This is a genomic window from Demequina pelophila, assembly GCF_000971175.1.
Lineage (GTDB): Bacteria > Actinomycetota > Actinomycetes > Actinomycetales > Demequinaceae > Demequina > Demequina pelophila.
Map to the genome: position 1 here is coordinate 75141 of NZ_BBLY01000006.1, position 24203 is coordinate 99343.

The 24203-nt window shown below is 74.3% G+C and carries 14 protein-coding genes; 3 read left to right on the top strand and 11 right to left on the bottom strand.

Translation table 11 applies throughout. The annotated features are described in order from the left end of the window. Positions 1 to 10 precede the first annotated feature (10 nt). From AOM03_RS10155 to AOM03_RS12740, 8 genes are read right to left on the bottom strand one after another with little or no spacing between them, the layout of a single operon-like run. Positions 11 to 2560 carry a transglutaminase domain-containing protein gene (locus AOM03_RS10155; protein ID WP_062380995.1) on the bottom strand — a complete coding sequence of 850 codons (2550 nt, stop codon included), beginning with the start codon at positions 2558 to 2560 and terminating at the stop codon, positions 11 to 13. After that, positions 2560 to 3927 (bottom strand): DUF58 domain-containing protein, encoded by a 1368-nt coding sequence (locus AOM03_RS10160; RefSeq protein WP_062380998.1) that lies wholly within the window; start codon positions 3925 to 3927, stop codon positions 2560 to 2562. The genes AOM03_RS10155 and AOM03_RS10160 overlap by 1 nt, the downstream gene beginning before the upstream one ends. Further along, the gene (locus AOM03_RS10165; protein WP_062381001.1) at positions 3924 to 4889 is read right to left on the bottom strand and encodes an AAA family ATPase; all 966 of its coding nucleotides are present in this window, start codon (positions 4887 to 4889) and stop codon (positions 3924 to 3926) included. Before AOM03_RS10165 ends, AOM03_RS10160 begins: the two co-directional genes overlap by 4 nt. A gap of 26 nt (positions 4890 to 4915) precedes the next feature. After that, complete coding sequence (locus AOM03_RS10170; protein ID WP_156157706.1) at positions 4916 to 10978, bottom strand: Ig-like domain-containing protein; 6063 nt, start codon at positions 10976 to 10978, stop codon at positions 4916 to 4918. Positions 10979 to 10999: 21 nt separating this feature from the next. Further along, positions 11000 to 12079: a serine/threonine-protein kinase gene (locus AOM03_RS10175; protein WP_062381006.1), complete on the bottom strand. Its 1080-nt coding sequence runs from the start codon at positions 12077 to 12079 to the stop codon at positions 11000 to 11002. A gap of 18 nt (positions 12080 to 12097) precedes the next feature. Then, positions 12098 to 14965, bottom strand: a complete 2868-nt coding sequence (gene gcvP / locus AOM03_RS10180) for an aminomethyl-transferring glycine dehydrogenase (RefSeq protein ID WP_062381009.1) — start codon at positions 14963 to 14965, stop codon at positions 12098 to 12100. A 39-nt stretch (positions 14966 to 15004) separates the two neighbouring features. Next, positions 15005 to 15919, bottom strand: a complete 915-nt coding sequence (locus AOM03_RS10185; RefSeq protein WP_062381012.1) for a lysylphosphatidylglycerol synthase domain-containing protein — start codon at positions 15917 to 15919, stop codon at positions 15005 to 15007. Further along, positions 15916 to 16764: an NAD-dependent epimerase/dehydratase family protein gene (locus AOM03_RS12740; RefSeq protein ID WP_162197280.1), complete on the bottom strand. Its 849-nt coding sequence runs from the start codon at positions 16762 to 16764 to the stop codon at positions 15916 to 15918. Before AOM03_RS12740 ends, AOM03_RS10185 begins: the two co-directional genes overlap by 4 nt. A 51-nt stretch (positions 16765 to 16815) precedes the next feature. On the opposite strand from AOM03_RS12740, the gene AOM03_RS12500 reads away from it, so the two are divergent. Further along, positions 16816 to 17997, top strand: coding sequence for a glycosyltransferase (locus AOM03_RS12500; RefSeq protein WP_062381016.1), 1182 nt, complete (start codon positions 16816 to 16818; stop codon positions 17995 to 17997). 26 nt (positions 17998 to 18023) lie between these two features. On the opposite strand, the gene AOM03_RS10200 is transcribed toward AOM03_RS12500, so the two are convergent. Next, positions 18024 to 18635 (bottom strand): dTDP-4-dehydrorhamnose 3,5-epimerase family protein, encoded by a 612-nt coding sequence (locus AOM03_RS10200; RefSeq protein WP_062381019.1) that lies wholly within the window; start codon positions 18633 to 18635, stop codon positions 18024 to 18026. Between the two features lie 52 nt (positions 18636 to 18687). Here AOM03_RS10200 and rfbD point away from each other — a divergent pair, with 52 nt between their 5' ends. Next, entirely contained in the window at positions 18688 to 19563 is an 876-nt protein-coding gene (gene rfbD, locus AOM03_RS10205) for a dTDP-4-dehydrorhamnose reductase (protein WP_062381022.1), read from the top strand. A gap of 22 nt (positions 19564 to 19585) precedes the next feature. Here the strand turns inward: rfbD and rfbB are convergent, their stop codons facing one another. Further along, positions 19586 to 20572, bottom strand: a complete 987-nt coding sequence (gene rfbB / locus AOM03_RS10210) for a dTDP-glucose 4,6-dehydratase (RefSeq protein WP_062381025.1) — start codon at positions 20570 to 20572, stop codon at positions 19586 to 19588. Next, the gene (gene rfbA / locus AOM03_RS10215) at positions 20569 to 21444 is read right to left on the bottom strand and encodes a glucose-1-phosphate thymidylyltransferase RfbA (RefSeq protein ID WP_062381028.1); all 876 of its coding nucleotides are present in this window, start codon (positions 21442 to 21444) and stop codon (positions 20569 to 20571) included. Before rfbA ends, rfbB begins: the two co-directional genes overlap by 4 nt. A gap of 116 nt (positions 21445 to 21560) precedes the next feature. On the opposite strand from rfbA, the gene AOM03_RS10220 reads away from it, so the two are divergent. Continuing rightward, positions 21561 to 24035 (top strand): glycogen/starch/alpha-glucan phosphorylase, encoded by a 2475-nt coding sequence (locus AOM03_RS10220; RefSeq protein ID WP_062381030.1) that lies wholly within the window; start codon positions 21561 to 21563, stop codon positions 24033 to 24035. Positions 24036 to 24203: the final 168 nt, after the last annotated feature.

The following is a 24203-nucleotide window of genomic DNA, read 5'->3' on the forward strand; positions in this document are numbered from 1 at the left end:
CGCCCGAGCGCTAGCGGCGCCCCGGACGCGCCGGGCTGCTCTCCATCGTGGTCCTCGCGGCCGTCCACCGCCGCGCGGGCCGGTCCGCGGACGCGACCCGCGGCTCGCGCGGCAACCGGCGCGCCCGCCCCGTGAGGGACCGCACCGAGAGTCTCGCGCCGAGCCTACGCCAGAAGCCCATCCCCGCCAGCACCTCCGCGCGATCGGCGGCGAGCAGCGCCCATGCCTCGTCCGGATCGCCCGCTTCGCACCCCGCCGTGGAGAAGGTGGCCCGGTCCGCGAGCGCGGCGAGCCGCACGCCGTGGGTGGTGCCGTAGGCCACGGCCGCCTCCTGGCGGGTCGCCAGAGGCCGCGCGGCCAGCCCGGCGTCGACCGCCAGGTCGAGGTACTCGTCCCAGCCGCCCTCGACGCGCGCGGTGGTGGTGCCGCGCCGGCGCCGGCGCGCGCGGCGGACGGCCTTGGCCGCGACGATCGCGAGGAGCGGCACCAGGAGCAGCGCCAGCGAGGCGCCGGCCGCCCGCGCCACGCGACGCGCGACGCTCACCTCCGCGACGGCGCCCGTCGCGTCGTCGGCCACCGCCTCCTCTCCCGCGCTGCGCCCCTCGAGGGCCGCCGTGGCACCGATCTCGTCGGCCTGGCGCGGGTTGGTCGCGGTGGGGTACTCGGGGTCGCGGTTGTCCGAGGCGAGCGGGGTGATGGGCTCCTCGTGCTGCGGCGTCACGTCGACCGCGATCCACTCGCCGGACGCGGCCCGCACCTCGACCCACGCGCTCAGGTGGCGGCCACGGCACACGCCGTCCTCGCACGGTGCGGGGGTCCAGCCCTGGGGATCGGTGTCGGCCAGCCGCACCCCGAGGACCACGCGCGACGGGAAGCCCAGGTGGGAGGCGACGAGCGCGACGGCCGCCGCGAACTGCTCGTCGTCGCCCGCGGCCGCCACGAGGGAACCGTCGCCGGCGCTCTGCGTCTCGCGCTCCACCAGCGCGGTGAAGAGCCGGTCGAGGCGGTCGTAGGAGTGGCCGGCCGCGGAAGGGTGGAAGGCGTAGCCGGGCAGATCGGTGGCCCACGCGGAGGCCTGGTCCGCGGTGAGCGCGTGCGAGAGGTACCCGCGCGAGCGCAGCGCCTCGACCAGCCGCGCGAGGCCGGCGCCGTCGGAGGTCACACCCTGGGCGTCCACCCACTCGACGAGCGACGGCGGGAGCAGCTCCTCGGGGACGGACGCCACCCCGGGTGCGGCACCGGCCTCGGCGAGCGTCCCGGTCGTGCCGGCACCGCGCGCGACCACCACGTCGCCGGCGACCAGGCCCCCGTCGACGGTGGTGACGCCGGTCGCGGTGTCCGCGACGTAGTAGAACGAATCCTCGAGCACGTCGGCACGCCCACCCGCGAACTCCGCGTCGCCCAGCGCGCCCGGAAGCGGCACCCACAGCCCGGTGAGCCCCTCGATCGTGATCCGAACCGTACTGGCGGACGATGCACCGGGCAGCGCGGTGGGCAGGCGCCGGTAGCGCAGCGGGGCGACGCCGGTGGGAGCGGTGGCGGAGTACGTGTCGCCGTCGAAGAAGGGCAGCGTCGCCAGGCGGATGCGGTCGACCCCTCCCGCCGCGTCGTCCGCCGCGCCGTCCTCGATCTCGACGGTGAACAGCGGCGCGTCGTACGCGCCCTCCGCGAAGGCCGCCCGGTAGGACGCGAGCGGCGTGACCGAGGAGTCGACGGCGAGCCGCGGCTCGATCGCGGTCCGGGCGACCTCGCGCTCCTGCTCCGCGGCCACCGGCGTCGCGACGGCGAGCGCCGCGATGACGCTCGCGCTCACGAGCGCGGTGGCCGTGAGCACGGTGCCGAGCGCGCGGACGGGGGCGCGCTCGACCTTGACCTCGGCCTCGAAGGCCGCCCGCAGCGCCTGGCGGCGGGCGTCGGAGACGCGCCACACGAACCAGGCGAGCGCGATGCCCAGCGCGACCAGGCCCACGACGAACTCGCGGGTGAGCACCCCGCCCAGGGGCTCCGCGCCGCGCTCCGCCCCACGGGAGGCCGGCCCGACCGCGATCGCCAGGGCGACCAGGCCCGCGCCGGGGACCGCGGCCCAGGGCCAGCGCCGGTGCGGGAAGGCGCCGATCCACATCGAGCCGATCCACACCATGGCGAACGTGGCGGCCACGAAGGCGGCGAGCGGCGGCACGAGCGTCGCGCCGTACTCCCCCACCGGCACGGGGAGCGTGACCAGCTCCTTCCAGCCCGTGACGGGCGCCCTCACCACGTCGAGCGCGGCCTGCGCCAGGCCGACGGCGCCGTGCCAGGCCGACGGCACGGCGAGCGCGAACGCGACCGCCGCGTAGAGCAGCGCCGCGAGGGCGAGCCCGAGCCCCAGGCGCCGGCGCAGCGCCCGCGCCGCGACCGCGGCGAGGATCCCCGCAGCGGCCCCGGCGGTCGCGACCAGGTCGAAGCGCACGGTGCCGTACACGGGTCGCAGCGCCCACCACGCGGCGGCGGCCATGCCCAGCGCGAACAGCGCGGCGCCGACGACGAGCGCGGGCCGGGAGGCGGGCGGGCGGGCGGCCATCAGCGGCGCACCCCCCGGGCGAGCAGGTGGCGGAGATCGTCGAGCATGCCCAGGGTGACCACCTGCATCGTCCCCAGGGCGTGGGTGCCCGGCTCGGCCTCGAGGTCGCACACGAGGGTCGCGACGGAGACATCGTCGGGCATGTGGAGGGCGGCCGACCGGGCGGCCGCGAGCGGCTGGCGGGCGCCGGTCGCGAGGAAGACGAGCGAGGTCGCGCCGCCGCGCTCCGCGAGCATGCGGGTGACGTCGCCGAGCGGCGCGACCGCCGGGGCCGCCTCCACCCCGGACAGGTCGTCGAGCAGCGCGCGCGGGGTCACCGTGCGCAGGCTGCGCACGGACCGCATGGTGGCGCGGGCGAACTCCGGGACCGCACCGCCGATCACCACCTCGACCTCGCGGCCGTCGCGCCGCGCGCGCACCGCGAGGGAGGCGACCGCGGAGACGGCCATCTCGAATTCGGCCTCGTGCGCGTAGGAGGCGGCGTCGACGTCGAGCACAATCGACACCACGGACCGCCGCGTCTGCTCGAACTGGCGCACCATGAGGGTGCCCGTGCGCGCCGTCGACCTCCAGTGGATGTGGCGCAGCGGGTCGCCGCGCTCGTACTCGCGCACCGCGTGGAAGGAGATGTCCTCGCTGGTGAGCGTGCGGGCCGCGCGGCCCTCGAGGTCGCGCACGAAGCCCAGCGACGTGCTGGGCACGTCGACGGTGCGCGGGTGCACGTAGAGCGTGCGCACCTCCGCCCAGTGGAAGCGGCGATGGAGCAGGCGCAGCGGGTCGGAGCGGGTGGTGGTGGCGGGGCCCACGTCGATGATCCCGCGGCGCAGCCCGGGGATCACCACGCGCGTGCGGTGCTCGGCCCCGCCGCGCAGCAGCGGCACCGGAAGGTCGACCAGGCCCGGGCCCACGGGCAGCTCGATCCGGCCGGGCAGCGCCACGGCGGTGCCCACGTTGCGCACCACCACCTGCGCGGCGGACTCCGCGCCGGCGACGATCGCGTCCCGCTCGAGCGCGAAGTCCACGTCGTAGGCGGCGCGACCCAGGAGGAACGGCACCGCGAGCACGAGCAGCGCGCCCGCCGCGAGGCCGGAGACCAGCAGCTCGTCCCAGCCCCACGCGAGTCCGGCGGCGACGCCCAGCACGGCCCAGACGGCGGCGAGCCAGCCGGTGGGCGTGACCGTGCGGCGCACGGCCCGCGTGCCCCGGACGATCCCGACGCGGGCGCGCTGCGCCCACGCCGCGGCGGCCAGCTCCGCGCGGATGCGCACCCCGCGGCGGCGGCCGGCCACCTCGGTGCGGGTGCGCATGCCGGTCGCGGCCGTCACCCCGCTGCGGGTGCGGCCGGACAGCGCGGAGGGCTCGGTCACGCGAGATCGCGGGGCGTCGGCGGCGCGGTGTCGAGGAGGATCTGCCCGATCACGGCGGAGGCGGTGACGCCGTCGAACTCGGCCTCCGGGTCCAGGATGAGGCGGTGCGCGAGCACCACGTCGGCGAGCTCCTTGACGTCGTCGGGCACCACGTAGTGGCGGCCGTGCGCGAGCGCCCACGCGCGGCAGGCCCTGGACAGCGCGAGGGCTCCGCGCATCGACGCGCCCAGGCGCACCTGGGTGGCGGTGCGGGTCGCATGCACCAGCCGCGCGATGTAGTCGACGATGAGCGGGTGCTGCTCGACCTGGTCGGCCATCGCGCTCATCGCGCGGATGGTGTCGAGCTCGACGATCGCGGGCACCACGACCCGGTGGGCGCGGCTGGCGTCGAGGATGCGCACGGTGGCCGCGTGGTCGGGGTAGCCCAGGGAGGTGCGCATCATGAAGCGGTCGAGCTGGGCCTCGGGCAGCGCGTAGGTGCCGGCCTGCTCGATGGGATTCTGGGTGGCGACCACCATGAACGGCGCCGTCACCTCGCGCGTCACGCCGTCGGTGGTGACCTGGCCCTCCTCCATGACCTCGAGCAGCGCGGACTGGGTCTTGGGGCTGGCCCGGTTGATCTCGTCCCCCAGCACCACGTTGGCGAAGACGGGTCCGTGGTGGAACTCGAAGCGCCCGGCCTGCTGGTCGAACACGGAGATGCCGGTGACGTCGCCGGGCAGCAGGTCGGGCGTGAACTGGATGCGGGTGGCGGTGCCGCGCACGGTCTGCGCGATCGCGCGGGCGAGCGAGGTCTTGCCCGTGCCGGGCACGTCCTCGAGGAGCAGGTGACCCTCCGCGATCATGGTCGTGAACGCGAGCTCGACCACGTGCCGCTTGCCCACCACCGCCTGCTCGACGTTGTCCACGAGGGCGCGGAACGTGCTCTCGCACCACTGCGTGTGCTCGGTCGTGAGTGCCATGGAGGTCTCCTTGGTCGGGTGAGGGCTCAGCCGGCTGCCGCGGGGGCGGCCGGATCGGAGCCGACGGTCGTGGTGGCGGTGGTCGTGGTGGCGGCGGTCGTCGTGCCCGCGTCCGGGCTGGGGCTCGGGTCGGGGCTCGGGCTCGCGTCGGGGGTGGGCGAGTCGTCGGGAGCGGGCGTCTCGTCCGGCTCGGCCGGCCATCCGCCGCACTCGACCGTGTCGGACTGCCACGGCGCGACGCCGGCGAGAGCGCCCTGGAACGCGACCGTGACGCGGGCGAAGCGCATGTCCGCGTCGCTGTCGACCACCGTGCCGTCCTCGGCGAACCGCGTGACGGTCACCGCGAAGTCCGCGGCGTCGCCACCCAGCGTCGGGGCGGGGGCGACCCCCACCGTGCACTGCGGGAACGCGACGGTCGCCCGGTAGGCGGGACCGCTCGCGGCGGTCACCGTGGTGGCCTGCTCGGAGCACACGCGTCCCAGTTCGCCCGCCTCGACGCACCAGCGGGCCAGCACCTCCTGCGGCGCGCCCACGCCCAGGGCCGCCTCGAAGTCGGCGCCGGTCGCCACGCCCTCGTACTGGAGCGCGAAGCGCGACGCGTCGCCGCGGTCCGGCGGCGCGAAGCGGGGCGCCTGCAGCAGCGGGATGGTGCACGCCGCCCCGTCGCCTGCGCAGGAGGCCCCGAGCGCGTAGCCGGAGCGCAGGACCGGCGCGCCCGGGTCGCTGTACGCGAACCAGCGCGGCCCGGTGGCCTGCGCGGTGCCGAAGTCGCGGGAGCCCACCCGGCTCACGGCGCACGCGTCCACGGCGTTGACGGCCAGCTGCGCCACGTCGACGCTGAGGGCGGCCCGGCCGTCGACCGCGTCGGCCGACGGCACGCACTCCTCGCCCGGCGCCGCGAGCCCGACGACGGTGGAGGCGCCCGCGCCGCCCGCGGTCACGGTCACGGTCACCGTGGTCGAGTCCGCTCCGGCGACGTAGTCGGTGACCACGGAGTCGATGGTGGGGCGGCCGATGCCGTGGGCGTCGAAGGAGACGCCCGCGCCCGCGGCGTCGGCGCCGGGGAGGGCGGGCAGCTCGAGCGCCGTGACGGGGGTCGCGGTGACCTGCACCGGGGTGTTGGAGCCCACGGTGACCCCCGCGAACGTGACGCGGCCCGTGCGCGTCACGGCGCGCTCCTGGACGGTGCCGCCGACGGTGAAGCGGATGGCCCGCGTGGTGCGGTCCGCGATGTCGAGCACGATGTCCGCGGCGCGCCCCTCGCCGCCCGCGGTGACGGTCGGGGCCGTGCTCACGAAGACCGGCGCGGCGGGCGGCGCGTACGCCCACGCCGTCACGGCCGCCGCCCCCGGGGAGCGCCCCACGGCGTTGCGCGCGTACACGACGAAGCGGGTCCGCTCCCCGTTGGCCAGCCCCGCGATCGTGGTGCAGCGGCCCGCGGCGGTGCAGGTCGCGACCGGGACCCCGTCGGCCTCGACGTCGAAGCCCTCGAGCGCCGGGTACGCGCCGCTCGCGGCCCCCGGGTCCACCGCGAGCGTCACGGTGCCGTCGCCGTAGCCCACCTGGGTGACCTGCGCCGGCGCGCGCGGGTAGCCGCGCAGGTCGAGCGCGAGGGCGCCGGCGCGGGCGGCGCCGCTGTCGCGGCCCAGCGCATCGGTCACCGTGAACCTCGCGCTGCACAGCGCGCCCGGCGCGGTGGACGGCCAGGAGGCGCGCACGACGTCGCCGTCGGCCGTGAACGTCACGTCGGGGCAGTCCGCCCCGCCGGTGACCTCGCCGAGCTCGAGCGCGCCCAGCTCGGGCACCGGGTTGACCTCGCCCGTCCCGCCGATGACGCGGATGTCGCAGCCGTTCGCGTCCGCCTGCGAGCACACCTTCGCCACCGTCGCCCCCTGCGGCAGCTCGGCAGGCAGCGGGCCCACCACCAGGGTGAGCGGCACGGTGCCGGTGAACGCCGAGCCCTGCGTCACCTCGACCGTGACCCGCACGGTCTCGGTCTGCCCCTCGCGGGTGCTCGCGTCGCCCAGCGCGCGCACGCGCAGCACCTGATCGTCCTGCTCGACGGCGAAGCGCGAGCCGGAGTACGCGGCCGCGAAGGACACGCCGCGCGGCGTCGCACCGGCCGGCCACCGGACCATCGCGAGCAGGTCGACGGTCTCGCTGGACCCGGGCGACACCTCGATGGACACGGGCGACAGCAGCGGCTGGGGGTCGTCGGGGATGATCGTGATCGGAAGGGGCACCACGGTCCACGCCTCCTGGCCGGCGAGCCGCACGGCGACGCGGCAGGTGTCCGCGTACGGGGCGCCCTCCCCGGCCTCGTAGCGCACCCGGGTGCCCGCGAGCGCGCGGCAGCGGCCCTGGGCCCGCACGCCGCCGGCCTCGACGGCGTCCGCGTCGACCTCGATGCGGGTGCCGGCCGGCAGGGCGAGCATCGCGGCGACGTCGATGTCGACCCGGTCGCGCTCGGCCACCTCGATCGCCGGCACCGGATCCTTCAAGGCGAGCCGCGCATCGTCCTCCCCGGGGATCCGCAGGAACCCGTACGCGGTCACCGGGTCGCCCGCGAAGTCGGTTCCGGTCGCCTGGAAGGGGACGATGCGCCGGGTCGCCGGCAGCGGGCCGGCGAGCGTGCGTCCGGTCGCCGTGACGTCGGCCTGGTCGCCCCAGGGTTCGAGGTCGAGGCCGGCCGGGTCGCCGCTCGCCCAGGCCACCTTGCCGGAGAGCACGTCGACGCCGGTGACGAAGGCCTCGCGCGTGTCGAACGCGAGGATCGTGTCCGCGATCACGGGCACGTCGACCACCGGCTCGCGCACCGTCTTGACGACGATGCGCCCGTGGCCCACCGAGCCCCCCGACGTCTCCACGGTGTACAGGAACGCGAAGGTGCCCGGGTCCTCGGTCACCGTGATCGCGACGGTGCCGTCGGCCGCCTGGGCGGCCAGCGCATCGGCGTCCGGGAGCATCGCGGCGAGGCGGGCGTGCTCCTCGGTGCCCACGCGGGCGTCCGGCCGGACCCCGGTGAGCGTCAGCGTGCCGCCCGCGAGGTCGAGGTCGTTGGCCAGCGGCGAGACCACGATGCGCCGGCCCTCGACCGCCTGCGCCTGCACCACATCCGTCGACGTGACGGGGGCGGGGTCCGCGGTCGTCTCGATGATGCCGATGCGCGCGGAGCCCGTCGCGCGGAGCCCGCGCTCGTCGACCACCTCGAAGTCGAACGCGTCCTGGCCGCGCGCGCCCGGGTACGACGAGTACACGAGCGCGGTGCCGTCCGCGCTCACGCGCGCCGAGCCCTGGGCGGGCTGGGCGGCGATGCGGTCGAGCAGCACGGCGTCGCCGTCCGCGTCGAGCCCGCTGAAGTCCACGGGGATGCGCACCTCCTGGCCGGAGGCGACGCGCCCACGGACGTCCGGCGGGACGGGCGCGGTGTTCTCCGCGCCGCCGGTCACGGTGACGACCACGCGGGCGGTGTCGCGCTGCGACGGGAAGCCGAGCACGTAGGCCGCGTAGTCGATGACGTAGGTGCCCGGCTCGTCGGGGGCGAGGTAGCGCACCAGGGGCCCGGCGGGGAACGCGAGGCCCTGGTCCGCGGGCAGGTCCACGGAGCCGGCGTCGAGCGCGACCACCGCGCCGGCGGCGGCCGAGTCGTTGTCGAGCACGGGGATGTCCACCTGGCCGCCCGCGCGCACCGTCACCGCGTCGTCGAGGGCGAGCGGCGGCGTGCCCTCGGCCGCCCCCAGCATCATCACGGTGAGCTCGCCCGCGACCGTGAGGTCCTCGTCGCCGGAGCCGTCCGAGACGGCGTAGCGGACCACCCCGATCACGCCCGGTCGGCCGTCGGCGGTGGAGCCGGACACGCGCAGCGCGCCGTGGCCCACGATCGCCGCGCTCAGCGTCGCGCCGTCGGCGGGCTCTCGGGACAGCTCGGACAGCAGCAGCACGCGACCGCCGGGGTTGGCGACGGAGGCGAGCACGTCCACCGTCGAGTCCTCGCTGGGCCGCACGAAGGCCGTGAGCGGCACGGCCGCCAGCTGCTCCTGGGCGGGGTCGATCACGGTGACCCGGACGCGGCCGCGCGCCTCGGACACGCCGTCGGTCACCGCGACGTCGACCAGATAGGTGGCCGGTGCCGCCGCCTCGAAGCCGAAGGTCGCCTGCCCGGGCAGCGCCTCGACCGTCGCGCCGTCCAGGTCGACGGCCACGTCGGTCACCGTGACGGGGCCCCTCGCGCCCGTGACGCGCTCCGCAAGCGGCACGGTGAGGCGGGTGCCGGCCACCACGGTCGCCACCGTGGGCTCGACGACGAGCCGCGGATCCGGACGCACCGTCACGGTGAGCTCCCGAGTGGTCTGCTCGCCGGTCGAGTCCGCCACGGTCACCTCGACCGCGGCTGTCGCGCCCTGCGTCGCGCTCGCGTCCGTGTGGTGGAAGGTGAGGCGGCCCTGGGGGGTGACGGTGACCGCGCCGTGCTCCGCCTCAGTCGTGGCGCCCGCCACGTACAGGGGGTCGCCGTCGGGGTCCACCCAGCCGCGCAGCACGTCGACCGTCACGGTCGACCCGGGCACCACCTCGGGACTCGGCCATGCGGTCACGCCCCCGTCGCCGGACCACACCGGCGCCGCGCTGTCCCCGTCGGGGGACACGGTCAGGGTCACGGAGGCGGGATCCGAGCGCAGCCCGTCGTCCGCGGTGCCGTCCGTGACGACGTAGCTCAGCGTGGCGGAGCCGGTCGCCCCGGCCGCGACGTCGGCGACGAGCGACTGGCCGTCGTCGCCCACCCGGACGGTCGCGAAGTCGGCGTCCGGGCCCTCGACCTCGTCCGCGACGATCGTGAGCACGTCGCCGTTGGGGTCGTGGTCGTTGAGCAGCACCGGGAGGCGCACCTGGCGGCCCTCGCGCACGCCCAGCGCGTCGTCCTCCGCGACCGGCGGCTCGGGCGTGGTGGGCTCCTGCGCGACCTCCCCCGTGGAGTCCGCGTCCGTCGGCTCGGACTCCTGCTCCCAGCCCTGGGACGAGGCGAGGAGCAGGCCCGTGGGCACGTCCCACACCCAGCCCGAGCGCGATTCGTTGAGGATCGCCCGCGAGCCGTTGGTGCGCAGGACGGGCACGATGCGCTCGGGCAGCGCCTCCCCGCCGTAGTCGAGGTCGACGGCCGTGCCGTCCGAGCTCCACAGCGCCCCGCGCGCCTCGCCGGGCGCGAGCCACGCGGCGTGGACCGTGCCGTCCACGTCGACGGGGCGCGCGGGCACGGCGCCCGGGACGCCGGCCGCGAACGCGCGCACGGGGTCGCCCTCCGCGGGCACCTCGAGCAGGCCCTGGGCGTCGGCCACGTAGACCGCGTCGCCCGGGCCCGAGCGCTGCAGGACGGCGGACTCGTCGACCTCGATCTCGAGGTGCGCCTCCGCGCCCTCGCGCCACAGCAGGCCCGAATCCGCCGCGAGCAGCACCCACGCGCCGCCCGCGAGGGTCATGGTCGCCTGGGCGGGGGCGCTGGGCACGGGGTCGAGGCCGGCGACGCGGCCGTCGGCGCGGGCGCGCAGCACTTGGCGCGTCTCGGGGCAGTAGGCGGTGACCAGCCCGGACGAGTCGACCGCCACGGCCGCCGCGCGGAAGCCCTCGACGCCCGGATCGAGCCGGACCGGCTCGAGCGCGGTGCCGTCGGACAGCCGGCCCACGAGCACCTGGCCCTGCTGGGTGCGGTAGGCGACCACGTCTCCGCTCGCGGCCACCTCGACGGTGCCCGCCGGAGTGGGCACGGAGCCGTCGGACGCGGCCGTCACCTCGACGGGCCGGCCGGCCTCGACGGGCGTCACGATCGAGGCGCCCGCGGTGAACACCAGCAGCCGGCCCGCGTGCTGGGCCAGGTCCGAGATGGAGGCGGCCGCCTTGACCGTGTCGACCTCCGCCACCGCGGTGTTGACGCGCGCGAAGCGCTGCGCGGCGCCGGTCTGCACCGCCCACACGGACGGGTCGACGGCCGTCACCTCACGCTCGTCGACGCCGGGCGCGACGACGATGCCCACCGCGGCGGCGAGCACCAGCGCGGCCCCCACGATCCTGCGCGCCATCCGCCGGCGACCGGCGGTCACGCGGCCCACATCCGCCACGGCTCAGCCCCCCAGCAGCACCGCTGCGGCGACCCCGGCGGCCGCGGCCGCGACGCCGGCGACCAGCCCCACGAGCACCCCGATCCCGCGTCGGCGGCGCGGCGCCTCCCCGGCGGGCTCGCTCGAGGTGCCGCGCGCCCGCCTCGACGCGACCGGGACGGTCGAGCGGACGGGGCCGCGGGGCGTGTCCGGGTCGGGCGCCGCGACCGTGCGCGCCCAGCTCTCGTCGGGCACGTCGAGCGGGGTCACGGGGAGGTCGAGCCGGCGTTGGACGTCCTGCAGCGCCTGCGCGAACGCGAGCGCCGTCGGGTACCGGTCGCCGGGAATCCTGCGCAGTCCGCCGGCGAGCGCGTCCTCGAGGGACTGCGGCACGTCGTCGCGGCCCGTGGGCGTGTAGCGGGCCTGCCGGATGCGGGCCTTGAGCTGCGGCTCGGGCAGCCGCCGCTCGGGGACCTCGAACGGGCTGCGCTGCGCCAGCAGCGAATAGACGGTGGCGGCGAGCGACCACACCTCGGACGCGACCGTGCCGGTGGACCGGTGGTCCACCACCTCGGGTGCGCTCCACGGCGGGCTCATCGCGATCTCGTCCGCGTCGCCGGCGGCGCGCACGGTCGCGACGCCGAAGTCGGCGAGCACCGGCTGGCCGAACGCGGTGATGAGGATGTTGGACGGCTTGATGTCGCGGTGGAGCAGCCCGGCCCGGTGCGCGGCCTCGACCGCGCTCGCGATGCGCACGCCGATCGCGAGCGCGCGCTCGACCTCCATGGGCTCGGCACGGTAGCCGCGCAGCGAGCCCGGGCAGTGCTCGACCACCATGTACGGCCGCCCGTCCGCGGACACGGAGGCCTCGTGGAGCGTGAGGATCGACGGGTGCGCGGACAGCGCCGCGAGCGCGTCCGCCTCCGCGGCCAGGGCGCGCGCGGCCGCCGCGTCCACCTGCGCGTGCAGCACCTTCACCGCGACCTGACGCCGCGGCATGTCCTGCTGATAGAGGAACACGTCCGCGAACCCGCCCTGGCCGAGCGCGCGCACATACGAGTAGCCGGGCAGCACGGGCGGCTGGAGGGCCTGACTACGCGCCATGGGCTCCCCCGGCCACGGTCAGTCGGCGAGCTCCGTGACGGGCGGGCATGCGCACACCAGGTTGCGGTCGCCGTGAGCGTTGTCCACGCGCGCGACGGGCGGCCAGTACTTGTCGACCCGCAGCGCCGGCACGGGGAACGCCGCCTGCTCGCGCGGGTAGCCGCGGTCCCAGCCGTCCGCGACCACGGCCGCGGCCGTGTGCGGGGCGTGACGCAGCGGCGAGTCCGCCGCGGCGATCTCGCCGCGCTCGACCGCGGCGATCTCCCCACGGATCGCGATCATCGCGTCGACGAACCGGTCGATCTCCGCCAGGTCCTCGGACTCCGTGGGCTCGACCATGAGCGTGCCCGCGACGGGGAAGGACATGGTGGGCGCGTGGATGCCGAAGTCGATGAGGCGCTTGGCCACGTCCTCCGCCGTGATGCCGGTGGCCTTGGTGAGCGGGCGGATGTCCAGGATGCACTCGTGCGCCACCAGGCCGCCGGGGCCCTTGTAGAGCACCGGGAAGTGCGGGTCGAGGCGCGCGGCCACGTAGTTGGCGGCCAGGATCGCGACCTCGGTCGCGCGGCGCAGGCCCTCGTGGCCCATGAGCGCGACGTACGCCCACGAGATGGGCAGGATGCCGGCGGAGCCGTACGGCGCGGCGGACACGGCGGAGCCGCGGCGGCGCAGCTCCGCCGGGGTCTGCACCTGGGACGTCGAGCGCGGCAGGAACGGCACCAGGTGCTCGGCCACCGCGACCGGGCCCACGCCCGGGCCGCCGCCGCCGTGCGGGATGCAGAAGGTCTTGTGGAGGTTGAGGTGCGAGACGTCCCCGCCGAAGCGGCCGGGCTTCGCGATCCCCACCAGCGCGTTGAGGTTGGCGCCGTCGATGTACACCTGGCCGCCCGCATCGTGCACCGCCGCGCACACCTCGCGCACGTGCTCCTCGAACACGCCGTGGGTCGACGGGTAGGTGAGCATGATCGCGGCGATGCGGCCCTCGTGGGCCGCGAGCTTCGCGGCCAGGTCGTCGCGGTCGATCTCGCCGTCCGCGGCGGTCGCGACGACCGCCACGCGCATGCCGGCCAGCACCGCGGAGGCGGCGTTGGTGCCGTGGGCCGATGCGGGGATCAGGCACACGTCCCGCTCGCCCTGGCCCTGGGCCCGGTGGTAGTCGCGGATCGCGAGCAGTCCGGCGTACTCGCCGCGCGAGCCCGCGTTGGGCTGCACGGACACGGCCGCGTAGCCGGTGATGGCCGCGAGCCAGTTCTCGAGGTCCGCGACGATCGCCCGGTGGCCGGCGGTGTGCGCGGCGGGCGCGTACGGGTGGATGTCCGCGAAGCCCGGCCACGAGATCGCCGCCATCTCCACGGCCGCGTTGAGCTTCATGGTGCACGAGCCCAGCGGGATCATGGTGCGGTCGAGCGCGAGGTCGCGGTCCGCGAGCCGGCGCATGTAGCGCACCAGCGACGTCTCGGAGCGGTGCGCGGTGAAGACGGGGTGGGTGAGGTACTCGGAGGAGCGGCGCAGGCCCACCGGGATGGTCACGGTCGGGCCCGTGTAGACGGCCCACTGCGGCTCGCGGTCGAGCACCGCGGCCACGATGTCGGTGAGCACCTCGGGGGTGGTGCGCTCGTCGCACGCGATCGCGACGGCGTCGTCGTCCACCTTGCGCAGGGTGATCCCCCGCTCGGCGGCGCGCGCGACGATCGACTCGGCGGCGCGGGGCACGTCGAGCACGACCGTGTCGAAGAAGTGCTCGTGGCGCACCGCGACGCCCCGGGCGCGCAGCGCATCGGCCACCGTGGAGGCCATGCGGTGCACCCGCAGCGCGATCTCGCGCAGGCCCTCGGGGCCGTGGTGGATCGCGTAGAAGGAGGCGACGACGGCGAGCAGCGCCTGCGCGGTGCAGATGTTGCTGGTCGCGCGGTCGCGGCGGATGTGCTGCTCGCGCGTCTGGAGGGCCAGGCGCAGCGCGGGCGCGCCGTCCGCGTCGACCGAGACGCCCACCAGCCGGCCCGGCAGCTGGCGCTCGAGGCCCTGGCGGACCGCGATGTACGCGGCGTGCGGGCCGCCGAAGAACAGGGGCACGCCGAAGCGCTGGGTCGAGCCGACCGCGATGTCCGCGCCCAGCTCGCCGGGCGCCTTGATGATGCACAGCGACAGGATGTCCGCGGCGACCGTGACGAGGCCGCCGGCGGCGTGGGCCGCCTGGATCACGGGGGCGATGTCACGGACCACGCCGGAGGCGCCGGGCTGCTGGATCACGAGGCCCACGAGGTCCGCGGGGGCCTCCCAGCCCTCGCCGAGCTCCTGCACCTCGAGCGGGAGGCCGATCGCGTCCGCCTGGGCGCGGACCACCTCGACGGTCTGGGGCAGGCACTCGGCGTCGAGGACGATGCGCCCGCCGTCCCGGCCGGTCACGGCGCGGCGCATGAGCAGCACGGCCTCGGCCACGGCCGTCGCCTCGTCGAGCAGGGACGCGCCGGCCACGTCGAGCGCGGTGAGGTCCGCGATCATCGTCTGGAAGTTGAGCATGGCCTCGAGCCGGCCCTGCGAGATCTCCGCCTGGTAGGGCGTGTACGCGGTGTACCAGGCGGGGTTTTCGAGCACGTGCCGCTGGATCACGGCGGGTGTGATCGTGTCCGAGTAGCCCTGACCGATCATGGACACGGTGCGCACGTTGCGGTCCGCGAGCGCGCGCAGCCGTGCGAGCACCTCGTGCTCGGCGAGCGGCTCGGGCAGCACCAGCACCTCGTCCTGACGGATCGAGGCGGGCACCGCCGCCTCGACGAGCGCGTCCAGCGAGGGCTGGTCGATCGCGTCGAGCATGGTCTGCACGGCGGCGTCGTCGGGGCCGATGTGTCGGGCTGCAAACGAGGTCACCGGGCCATTGTTGCGCATCGACGGGGTTTGACCGACGGGCGGGGCCGGGAGACCCGGCTACTGCCCTGTCGAACCGGATTCCGACGCCCGGCGCCCGCGGGCGCCGATCAGGAGGCCCACGCCCAGACCCGCGAGGTCCGCGAGGGTGAGGAGGAAGCGGCTGACGATCGCGATGGAGAGCGCCTCTCCGGTGGTCGCGACGGTGCGCAGCGTGAGCACGAGCGCGCCCTCGCGGGCTCCCGCGCCCGCGGGCGCGAAGACGACGACGAAGCCGACCAGCCAGGAGAAGGCGAAGGCGCCGATGGCGAGCGCGAGGCTCGCCCCGTGCGCGAGCTCGCGTAGCAGCAGCCACGCCTGCAGGCCCTGGAACAGCCACTGCGCCGCGTTCCACAGCACCGCCACCGCCAGCGGGCCGGCGCCCACGTGCGCCGGGGTCTCGGTGCGCTTGGTCAGGCGAAACGCAAGCGTCACGAGCCGCTCGAGCACGGGCGGCACGAGCGTGGCGGCCATGCCCGCCACGAGGATCAGCGCCCACCAGTAGTCCGCGAGCGAACCCGGCACGGACACGAGCAGCGCGAGCGCGCCCACCACGCCGGCTGTCGCGGCGCCCACGATCATGGCCACGATGGATCCGGTGAAGGCGCGGGCACGGCTCACCCCGTGATCGCGTGCGAACTCCGCCTGGGCCAGCACCGGCCACACCGCGCCCGGGACATACTTGCCCATCTGCGACAGGAAGAACACGCGCAACGCCTCGAGGATGTGCGTGTCGAGCCCGATCGCCCGCATCACCGCCCGCCAGGCGAGCGCCGAGCAGAACAGGCCCGTCAGCCCCGCAGCGAAGGCACCCAGCACGGACCCCAAGGTCAACGAGGCCAGGCCCGCCGACACATCGTCCCAGGTCTCGACGACGGCCCAGACGAGCAGTCCGGCCGCGACCGCGAGGAAGCCCCACCGCAGCGCGTTCCTCATCGACGTGCCTCCCACATGCGCCGCAAGCCATCCGCGAGCGACATCCGCGGGGTCCAGCCGAGCGCGTGGCGCGCGAGCGACACGTCGAGCCACGTCGACGGCGCGTCGTGGCCACGGGCGGCGTGGCGCTCGATGGCCGGCTCGAGCGGCGCGACGGTGTAGCGGACCAGGTCCGCGAGGTCGGCCAGGTGGGTGGGCCGGCCGGATCCCGCGTTCACGACGGCGGGCGCGTCGGGGCGCTCGACCACGGTCGCGACGAGGTCCGCGACGTCGTCCACGTAGACGTAGTCGCGCTCGGCGTCGGGATCGCCGTAGACGCGGATGGGCTCGCCCGCGAGGACCGCGTCCATCCAGATGGCGAGGACGCCCTGCTTGCCGCCGCCCTGCTGGCCGGGGCCGTAGGCGTTCGCGATGCGCAACGCCGTGGCGGGTGCGCCGGCACGCCGGACGAGGCGCTCCTGGGCGAGCTTGAACTCGCCGTAGGCGTTGGCGGGGTGGGGCTCGTGGTCCTCGCGGTAGGGCGGCAGGCCCGGGTGGCCGTAGACGGCGCCGCCCGAGGACATGAGGACGATGCGGGGCGGCACGTCGAGCGCCGCGGAGGCCTCGACGGCCTCCTCAAGGACCGCGAGCTCCTCGCGCGCGAGCTCGGGTCGCTCCGCGGCGACCGCGGGCGTCACGGAGCCGGCGGCCCACACGACCGTGTGGACGCCACGCGCGCGCTCGGACCAGCGCCCGTCGACCACGAGGGGGTCGTGCCGCGGATGGAGGCTCACGCGGTGGCCGCGGCGGGTGAGCTCGCGAACCGCCGCGTCGCCCAGGAAGCCCCCGGATCCCACGACGGCCACGTCATACACTGTGCCCACCTGCCACCGTCCCTCGTGATCGGACCTCATCCTATGGCGTCACGCCGTCTGCTCGTCCTGACGTCGACGCTGCCGGCCCGCGAGGGCGACGGCACGCCGGGATTCGTGTCGGACCTGTCCCGGGAGCTCGCCCGCGACCACGAGGTCCGGGTGCTGGCGCCCGCGGTCCCCGGGGCCGCGGAGTCGGAGACGCTCGCCGACGCGGTGGAGGTGCGGCGGTACCGGTACTTCCCCCGCCGCTGGGAGGACCTGGCCGACGGGGCGATCCTCGAGAACGTCCGCGCCCGCCGGTCCCGCCTGGTCCAGGTGCCGTTCCTGCTCGGCGGCCTTGCCGCCGCGCTGCGGCGCGAGCTGCGCGACTTCCGGCCCGACGCGATCCACGCCCACTGGATCATCCCGCAGGCCGCGGTGGCGGCGCAGTTCGCGGGCCACGTCCCCACGGTGGTGACGACCCTGGGCGGCGACCTCTACGCGCTGGAGGGCTCGCTGGCCGTCGCGGCCAAGCGTCGCGCGCTCACCCACGCGCGTGCCGTCACGGTCATGAGCGCGGACATGCGCGACCGCGCGATCGCCCTCGGCGCGGACCCGGCGACCACGCACGTGATGCCCATGGGCGCGCGGCTGAGGACCCTGGCCGGCGACGAGCCGGAGCAGGCGCCCGCGACCAGGAAGCACCCGGTCGAGCTGCTCGCGGTCGGACGGCTGGTCGAGAAGAAGGGCTTCGACGTCCTGCTCGACGCGATCGGCAGGCTCCGTGCCCGTACCCACCTGACCATCGTGGGCGACGGTCCCGAGCGCGCGCGTCTCGAACAGGCGGCCGCCCGCCTGCCGGTGACCTTCGCCGGCACGCTTTCGCGCGAGGACCTCGATGCGCAGTACCGGCGGGCCGCCGTCGCCGTCGTCCCCTCTCGCCGGGCCGCCTCGGGTGACCAGGACGGGCTGCCGGTTGCGATGCTCGAGGCGATGGGCGCGGGCCTGCCCGTCGTCGGCTCCGACCTGCCCGGCATCAACGAGGCCCTCGAGGCGGGCCGCTCCGGTGTGCTGGTGCCGCCGGGGGACGCGGGCGCGCTCGCGCGCACGCTCGAGGTCCTGGTGGACGACCCGGAGCTGCGCACCGTGCTGGGCGCGGGGGCCCGCGCCCGGGCGCAGGAGTACACGGTCGAGGCCGTGGGTGAGCGGTACCGGCGGCTGTTCGCGGACGTGCTGGGCGGCTGAGCCTCGCTACGGGCGGGCCGCGGGGCTCACAGCCCCGCGATGTACTCGGTGACGGTGGTGTGGTCGGGGAGTTGTCCGGCCGCGTGTGCTTGGGCGAGGGTGGGGGCGGCCTGGTCCTTGGCGGAGAGCTGGTAGGTCAGGGGCCGGCCGTCGCGGGAGTGGGTGGGCCAGTCGATGCCCAGGGCGGGGTCGAGGGGGTGGACCTCGTGCTCGCCGGTGGGGTTGTACGGGGTGGAGCACAGGTACAGGACGGTGGAGCCGTCGGCCAGGGACAGGAAGCCGTGGCCCAGGCCCTCGGGCAGGTAGACGGCCTTGCGGTCGACGTCGTCGAGGAGGACGGCGTCCCATTGGCCGTAGGTGGGCGAGCCCACGCGCAGGTCCACGATCACGTCCCAGACCGCGCCGGCGGCGCAGGTGACGTACTTGGCCTGGCCGGGCGGGACGTCGGCGTAGTGGATGCCGCGCAGCACCCCCGCGGCGGAGACCGAGCAGTTGGCCTGCGCGAGGGTCAGGTCGTGGCCGGTGAGCTCGCGGAAGCGGTCGACCTTGAACCATTCGAGGAATTTCCCGCGGTCGTCACCGAAGTGACGGGTGGTGACCTCGAACGCGCCTGCAATCGTGAGCTCGCGGATGTCCACCGGGCCCTCCCTTCGACCGGGTCAGCCTAACCGTCGGCCTAGAGTTGACCGCATGACGTTCGACGGACAGACGTGGGTGATCACCGGGGCGCACGGGATGCTGGGTCAGGACCTGGCCGACGCGGTGGCCGCGGCCGGCGCGACGGTGGTGGGCATCGACCGTGACCACGCGGACATCACCTCCCTGGAGTCGCTCCGGGCCGCCATTCCTGCGTGCGACGTGATCGTCAACTGCGCCGCCTATACGGCGGTCGATGCCGCCGAGACGGACGAGGAGGCCGCGTGGGCGGTCAACGCGGTCGGCGCGGGCAATGTGGCCACGGTCGCGGCCGAGCGTGGCGCCCGCCTGGTGCACATCTCCACGGACTATGTCTTCGCCGGGGACGCGACCGACCCGTATGGGGAGGACGATGCGGTCGCACCGCGCTCCGCGTACGGGCGTACCAAGGCCGCCGGGGAGGCGGCCGTGCGCGCCTCGGGCGCGGACGCGCTGGTGGTGCGCACCGCCTGGCTGTACGGCGCACGCGGGGCCTGCTTCCCCACGACCATCGCCCGCGCCGGCCGTGAACGCGGCGCGCTGAGCGTGGTCGACGACCAGATCGGCCAGCCCACCTGGACCCGGGACCTGGCGGACTTCATCGTGCGCCTCATCGCGGCCCACGCACCGGCCGGGACCTATCACGGCACCTCGTCGGGTCGGGCCTCCTGGTACGACTTCGCCCAAGAAATCGTCGCCGCGGCCGGACTGGGCGACATCGTCACGGCCACCGATTCTGCGGCCTTCCGCCGTCCCGCGCCGCGACCGGCCTGGTCCGTGCTCGGCCACGACGCCGCCACCGCCGCGGGCGTCACCCCGATCGGGGACTGGCGGGCACGCTGGCAGACCGCCGCCGGCGAGGTCCTCGCCGACCAGCCCCGCGCCCAGTAGACCGGGTCTTTCGGACGGACTTCTACCGTCCCAGGCGGGCGTATTTGGCCTCGGTGGCGTCCTTGAGGGGCCGCCACCAGTCCTCGTTCGCGCGGTACCAGTCGATCGTCGCGGCCAGCCCGGCCCGGAAGTCCCCGTACTGCGGCTGCCAGCCCAGCTCCTCGCGCAGCTTCGTCGCGTCGATCGCGTAGCGCATGTCGTGACCGGGACGGTCCGCCACATGCTCGAAGTCGTCGGCCGCGTGGCCCATGAGCTCGAGCAGGGTCTGCACCACGGTCTTGTTGTCGACCTCCCCGTCCGCACCGATCAGATAGGTCTCCCCGACGCGGCCATGCTCGAGGATGGTCCACACCGCACGGTTGTGGTCATCGACGTGGATCCAGTCCCGCACGTTCAACCCCGCCCCGTAGAGCTTGGGACGCACCCCGTCGATCAGGTTCGTGATCTGACGCGGAATGAACTTCTCCACATGCTGGAACGGCCCGTAGTTGTTCGAGCAGTTCGAGATGGTCGCCTCCAGGCCGAAGGAACGCACCCAGGCGCGCACCAGCAGATCCGAGCCCGCCTTCGTCGACGAATACGGGCTGGAGGGGTTGTAGGGAGTGTCCGGGGTGAACTTCGCCGGATCATCGAGCTCCAGATCCCCATAGACCTCGTCCGTGGACACGTGATGCAGACGCGTCCCATGACGACGGCACGCCTCGAGCAGCTGGAAGGTGCCCACGATGTTGGTGTGCACGAACGGCCACGGATCATCCAACGAGTTGTCGTTGTGCGACTCCGCCGCGAAGTGCACCACCACATCGGCATCCCTCACCAACGCGTCGACCACACCCGCATCCGCGACATCCCCCGTGACCAGCTCCACCCCTTCCGGGATCGAGTCCACGTTGCCCGCATACGTCAGCAGGTCCAGCACCGTCACCTGCACCTCGGGACGGACCTCACGGGTCAGGCGCACGAAGTTCGCACCGATGAAACCGGCCCCGCCGGTGACCAGGATCCTCACAGCCCACGCCCTTCCTCGAGCAGCCCCAACAGATAACCGCCGTAGCCCGACTTCACCAGACCCTGCGCCCGCGACTGAAGCTCGGCATCGGACAGCCAACCCTCCCGCCACGCGATCTCCTCCGGCGCACCGATCTTCAAACCCTGACGGGCCTCGACCGCCTGCACGAACTGACCGGCCTCCAGCAACGAATCGAACGTGCCCGTATCCAGCCACGCCGTCCCCCGCGGCAACACCTCCACCTGGAGCTTGCCCTGTACCAGATAGTGCTTGTTCACGTCAGTGATCTCATACTCGCCCCGCGCACTCGGCTCCAGCCCGCGGGCAACCTCCACCACCGACTTGTCATAGAAATACAGGCCCGGCACCGCATAACTCGACTTCGGAGCCACCGGCTTCTCCTCCAGCGACAACGCCCGCCCGTCCGCGTCGAACTCCACCACCCCATACGCAGTCGGGTCCGCCACCCGATAGGCGAACACCGCACCACCATCGACCGACTGGAAACGACGCAACTGGTGACCCAGGCCCGGCCCGTAGAAGATGTTGTCCCCCAACACCAGCGCCACCGACTCATCCCCGATGAAATCCGCACCGATCACGAACGCCTGCGCCAACCCGTTCGGCTCCTCCTGGACCGCGTAGGACAGCGAGATCCCGAACCGCGACCCATCCCCCAACAGATCCTCGAACCGCGGCAGATCATGCGGCGTCGAGATCACCAAAATCTCCCGAATCCCCGCCAACATCAACGTCGACAACGGGTAATACACCATCGGCTTGTCATACACCGGCACCATCTGCTTCGACACCCCAAGAGTGATCGGATGAAGACGAGTACCCGAACCGCCGGCCAGGATGATTCCACGCATGCGCCACAGTCTGACACGCGCCCGGCGCGGAACACGGTTCCCCGCGCGAGTGAACGGGCGGTGAAGCGGGACCGTTGGACTGGACCGATGCACCGCAGAGGTGGTCACATGGTCCCGTGAACGACTACCCGCCGCCTACGGCCACCCCCGACCACACCGTCGAGAGCTTCACCCGCGCGTTCCTGCGCGAGATCAACTTCGGGCAGGGGGTCGACCTCGACCGCGCCTCCGCCAACGACCGCTACCTGGCGCTCGCGCGCACGGTGCGCCACTACCTCATGGGCCGCTGGCTCGAGACCCTGCGCAACCAGTACCGCGACCAGGCCAAGTCCGTCGCCTACCTGTCCGCCGAGTTCCTGCTGGGACGCCAGCTCGACAACGCGCTGCTGTCCGCCGACCTCGAGGACCTCGCCCGCGAGTCGCTGGGCAACCTGGGCATCGACCTGGACGAGGTCCGCGCCACGGAGATCGAGCCGGGCCTGGGCAACGGCGGCCTGGGCCGCCTGGCCGCCTGCTTCATCGACTCGCTTGCGACGCTCAACGTTCCGTCGCTGGGCTACGGCATCCGCTACGAGTACGGCATCTTCCGCCAGACATTCGTCGACGGCGAGCAGGTCGAGAAGCCCGACACGTGGCTCCAGCTCGGCTCGCCGTGGGAGCTGCCGCACCCCGAGAACGCGGTCGAGGTGCACTTCGGCGGCTCGGTCGAGTCCTACGTCGACGAGGCCGGCGTCGAGCGCCGCCGCTGGGTCCCGGCGTGGTCGGTCAACGCCGTTCCCTACAACTACATGGTGCCCGGCTTCCGCAACGGCCGCGTCAACACCCTGCGCCTGTGGAGCGCGGAGGCCACGCAGGCCTTCGACCTGCAGATCTTCAACTCGGGCGACTACTCCCAGGCGGTCCGCTCGCAGACCTTCGCGGAGAACATCACCAAGGTGCTCTACCCCGAGGACTCGACCCCCCAGGGCAAGGAGCTGCGCCTCCAGCAGCAGTACTTCTTCGTCGCGGCCTCGATCCACGACTTCCTCCACAACGTGCTGCCCGAGGACTTCGACCTCACCAAGCTGCCCGAGCGGATCATCTGGCAGCTCAACGACACCCACCCGGTGATCGCCGTGCCCGAGCTCATGCGCGTGCTCATCGACGACAAGGGCTGGACCTGGGAGGACGCCTGGGCGGTCACCCAGCAGGTGTTCGCGTACACCTGCCACACGCTGCTGCCGGAGGCGCTCGAGGTGTGGTCGGTCGACCTGCTCGGCAGCCTGCTTCCGCGCCACCTCGAGATCATCTACCGGATCAACGACGAGTTCCTCGACGAGGTCCGTGCGACCTACCCGGGCGACGAGATGCGGGTGCGCCGCATGTCGATCATCCAGGAGCACCCGTCCCGCGCGGTGCGCATGGCGCACCTCGCGACCGTCGCCGGCGCGAAGGTCAACGGCGTCGCGGCCCTGCACTCGCAGCTCCTCCGCGACAAGGTGCTCCACGAGTTCGCTGAGCTGTGGCCGGAGAAGTTCACCAACGTCACCAACGGCGTGACGCCCCGCCGCTTCGTGCGCATCGCGAACCCGAGCCTGTCGGGCCTCATCACGGCCGCGATCGGCGACGGCTGGCTGACGGACCTCGAGCGGCTGCGCGAGCTCGAGCCCTACGCCGAGGACGCGGACTTCCGCCGCGCCTTCCGCGAGGTCAAGGCCGCGAACAAGCAGGTCTTCGCGAACGTCCTGCGCGAGCGGGACGGCATCGAGATCGCCGGCGACGCGCTCGTCGACGCGATGGTGAAGCGCCTCCACGAGTACAAGCGCCAGAGCCTCAAGCTCCTGCACATCGTGTCGCTGTACGACCAGGTCAAGACCGGCCGCCTGCCCATCGAGCAGGTCACGCCGCGCACCTTCGTGTTCGGCGCGAAGGCGGCGCCGGGCTACGCGATGGCCAAGCGCATCATCCACCTCATCAACTCGGTGGGCGCGGTCGTCAACAACGACCCGGCGCTCCAGGGCCGCCTCAAGGTCGCGTTCCCGCAGAACTACAACGTCACCCTCGCGGAGCGCCTCATCCCGGCCGCCGACCTGTCCGAGCAGATCTCGCTCGCCGGCAAGGAGGCCTCCGGCACGGGCAACATGAAGTTCGCTCTCAACGGCGCCCTCACCATCGGCACGGACGACGGCGCGAACGTCGAGATCCGCGAGCTGGTGGGCGACGAGAACTTCTTCCTGTTCGGCATGACCGAGCCGGAGGTCGCGGAGCTCGACAAGACGGGCTACACGCCCACCGAGTTCTACGAGGGCGACCGCGACCTCAAGGCCGCGCTCGACCTCATCGCCTCGGGCGCGTTCTCCGGCGGCGACCGCTCGGTCTTCGAGCCGGTGGTCTCCAACCTGCTCTACGAGGACCGGTTCATGACGCTCGCGGACTTCCGCAGCTACATGGAAGCCCAGTCCCGCGTCGAGGCCGCGTACGCCGACCACGAGGCGTGGAGCCGCTCCGCGATCCTCAACGTCGCGCGCACCGGCTTCTTCAGCTCGGACCGCTCGATGCGCGACTACCTCGACCGCATCTGGGGCGCGCACCCCGTCCAGCAGAACGCCTGATCGCGGCTCGCACCTGAGTCACTCCCGAAGGGCCCGGCGGCTGCCGGGCCCTTCGGCCTGTCCGGGGACGATGCACGGACCGGCGATGATGCTGCGGCCGGGGACGATGCTGCGGCACGGGGAGTAGCCCCGCGGCCTGGCGAGGGGCGTGAGCGCCGAGCAGACCGC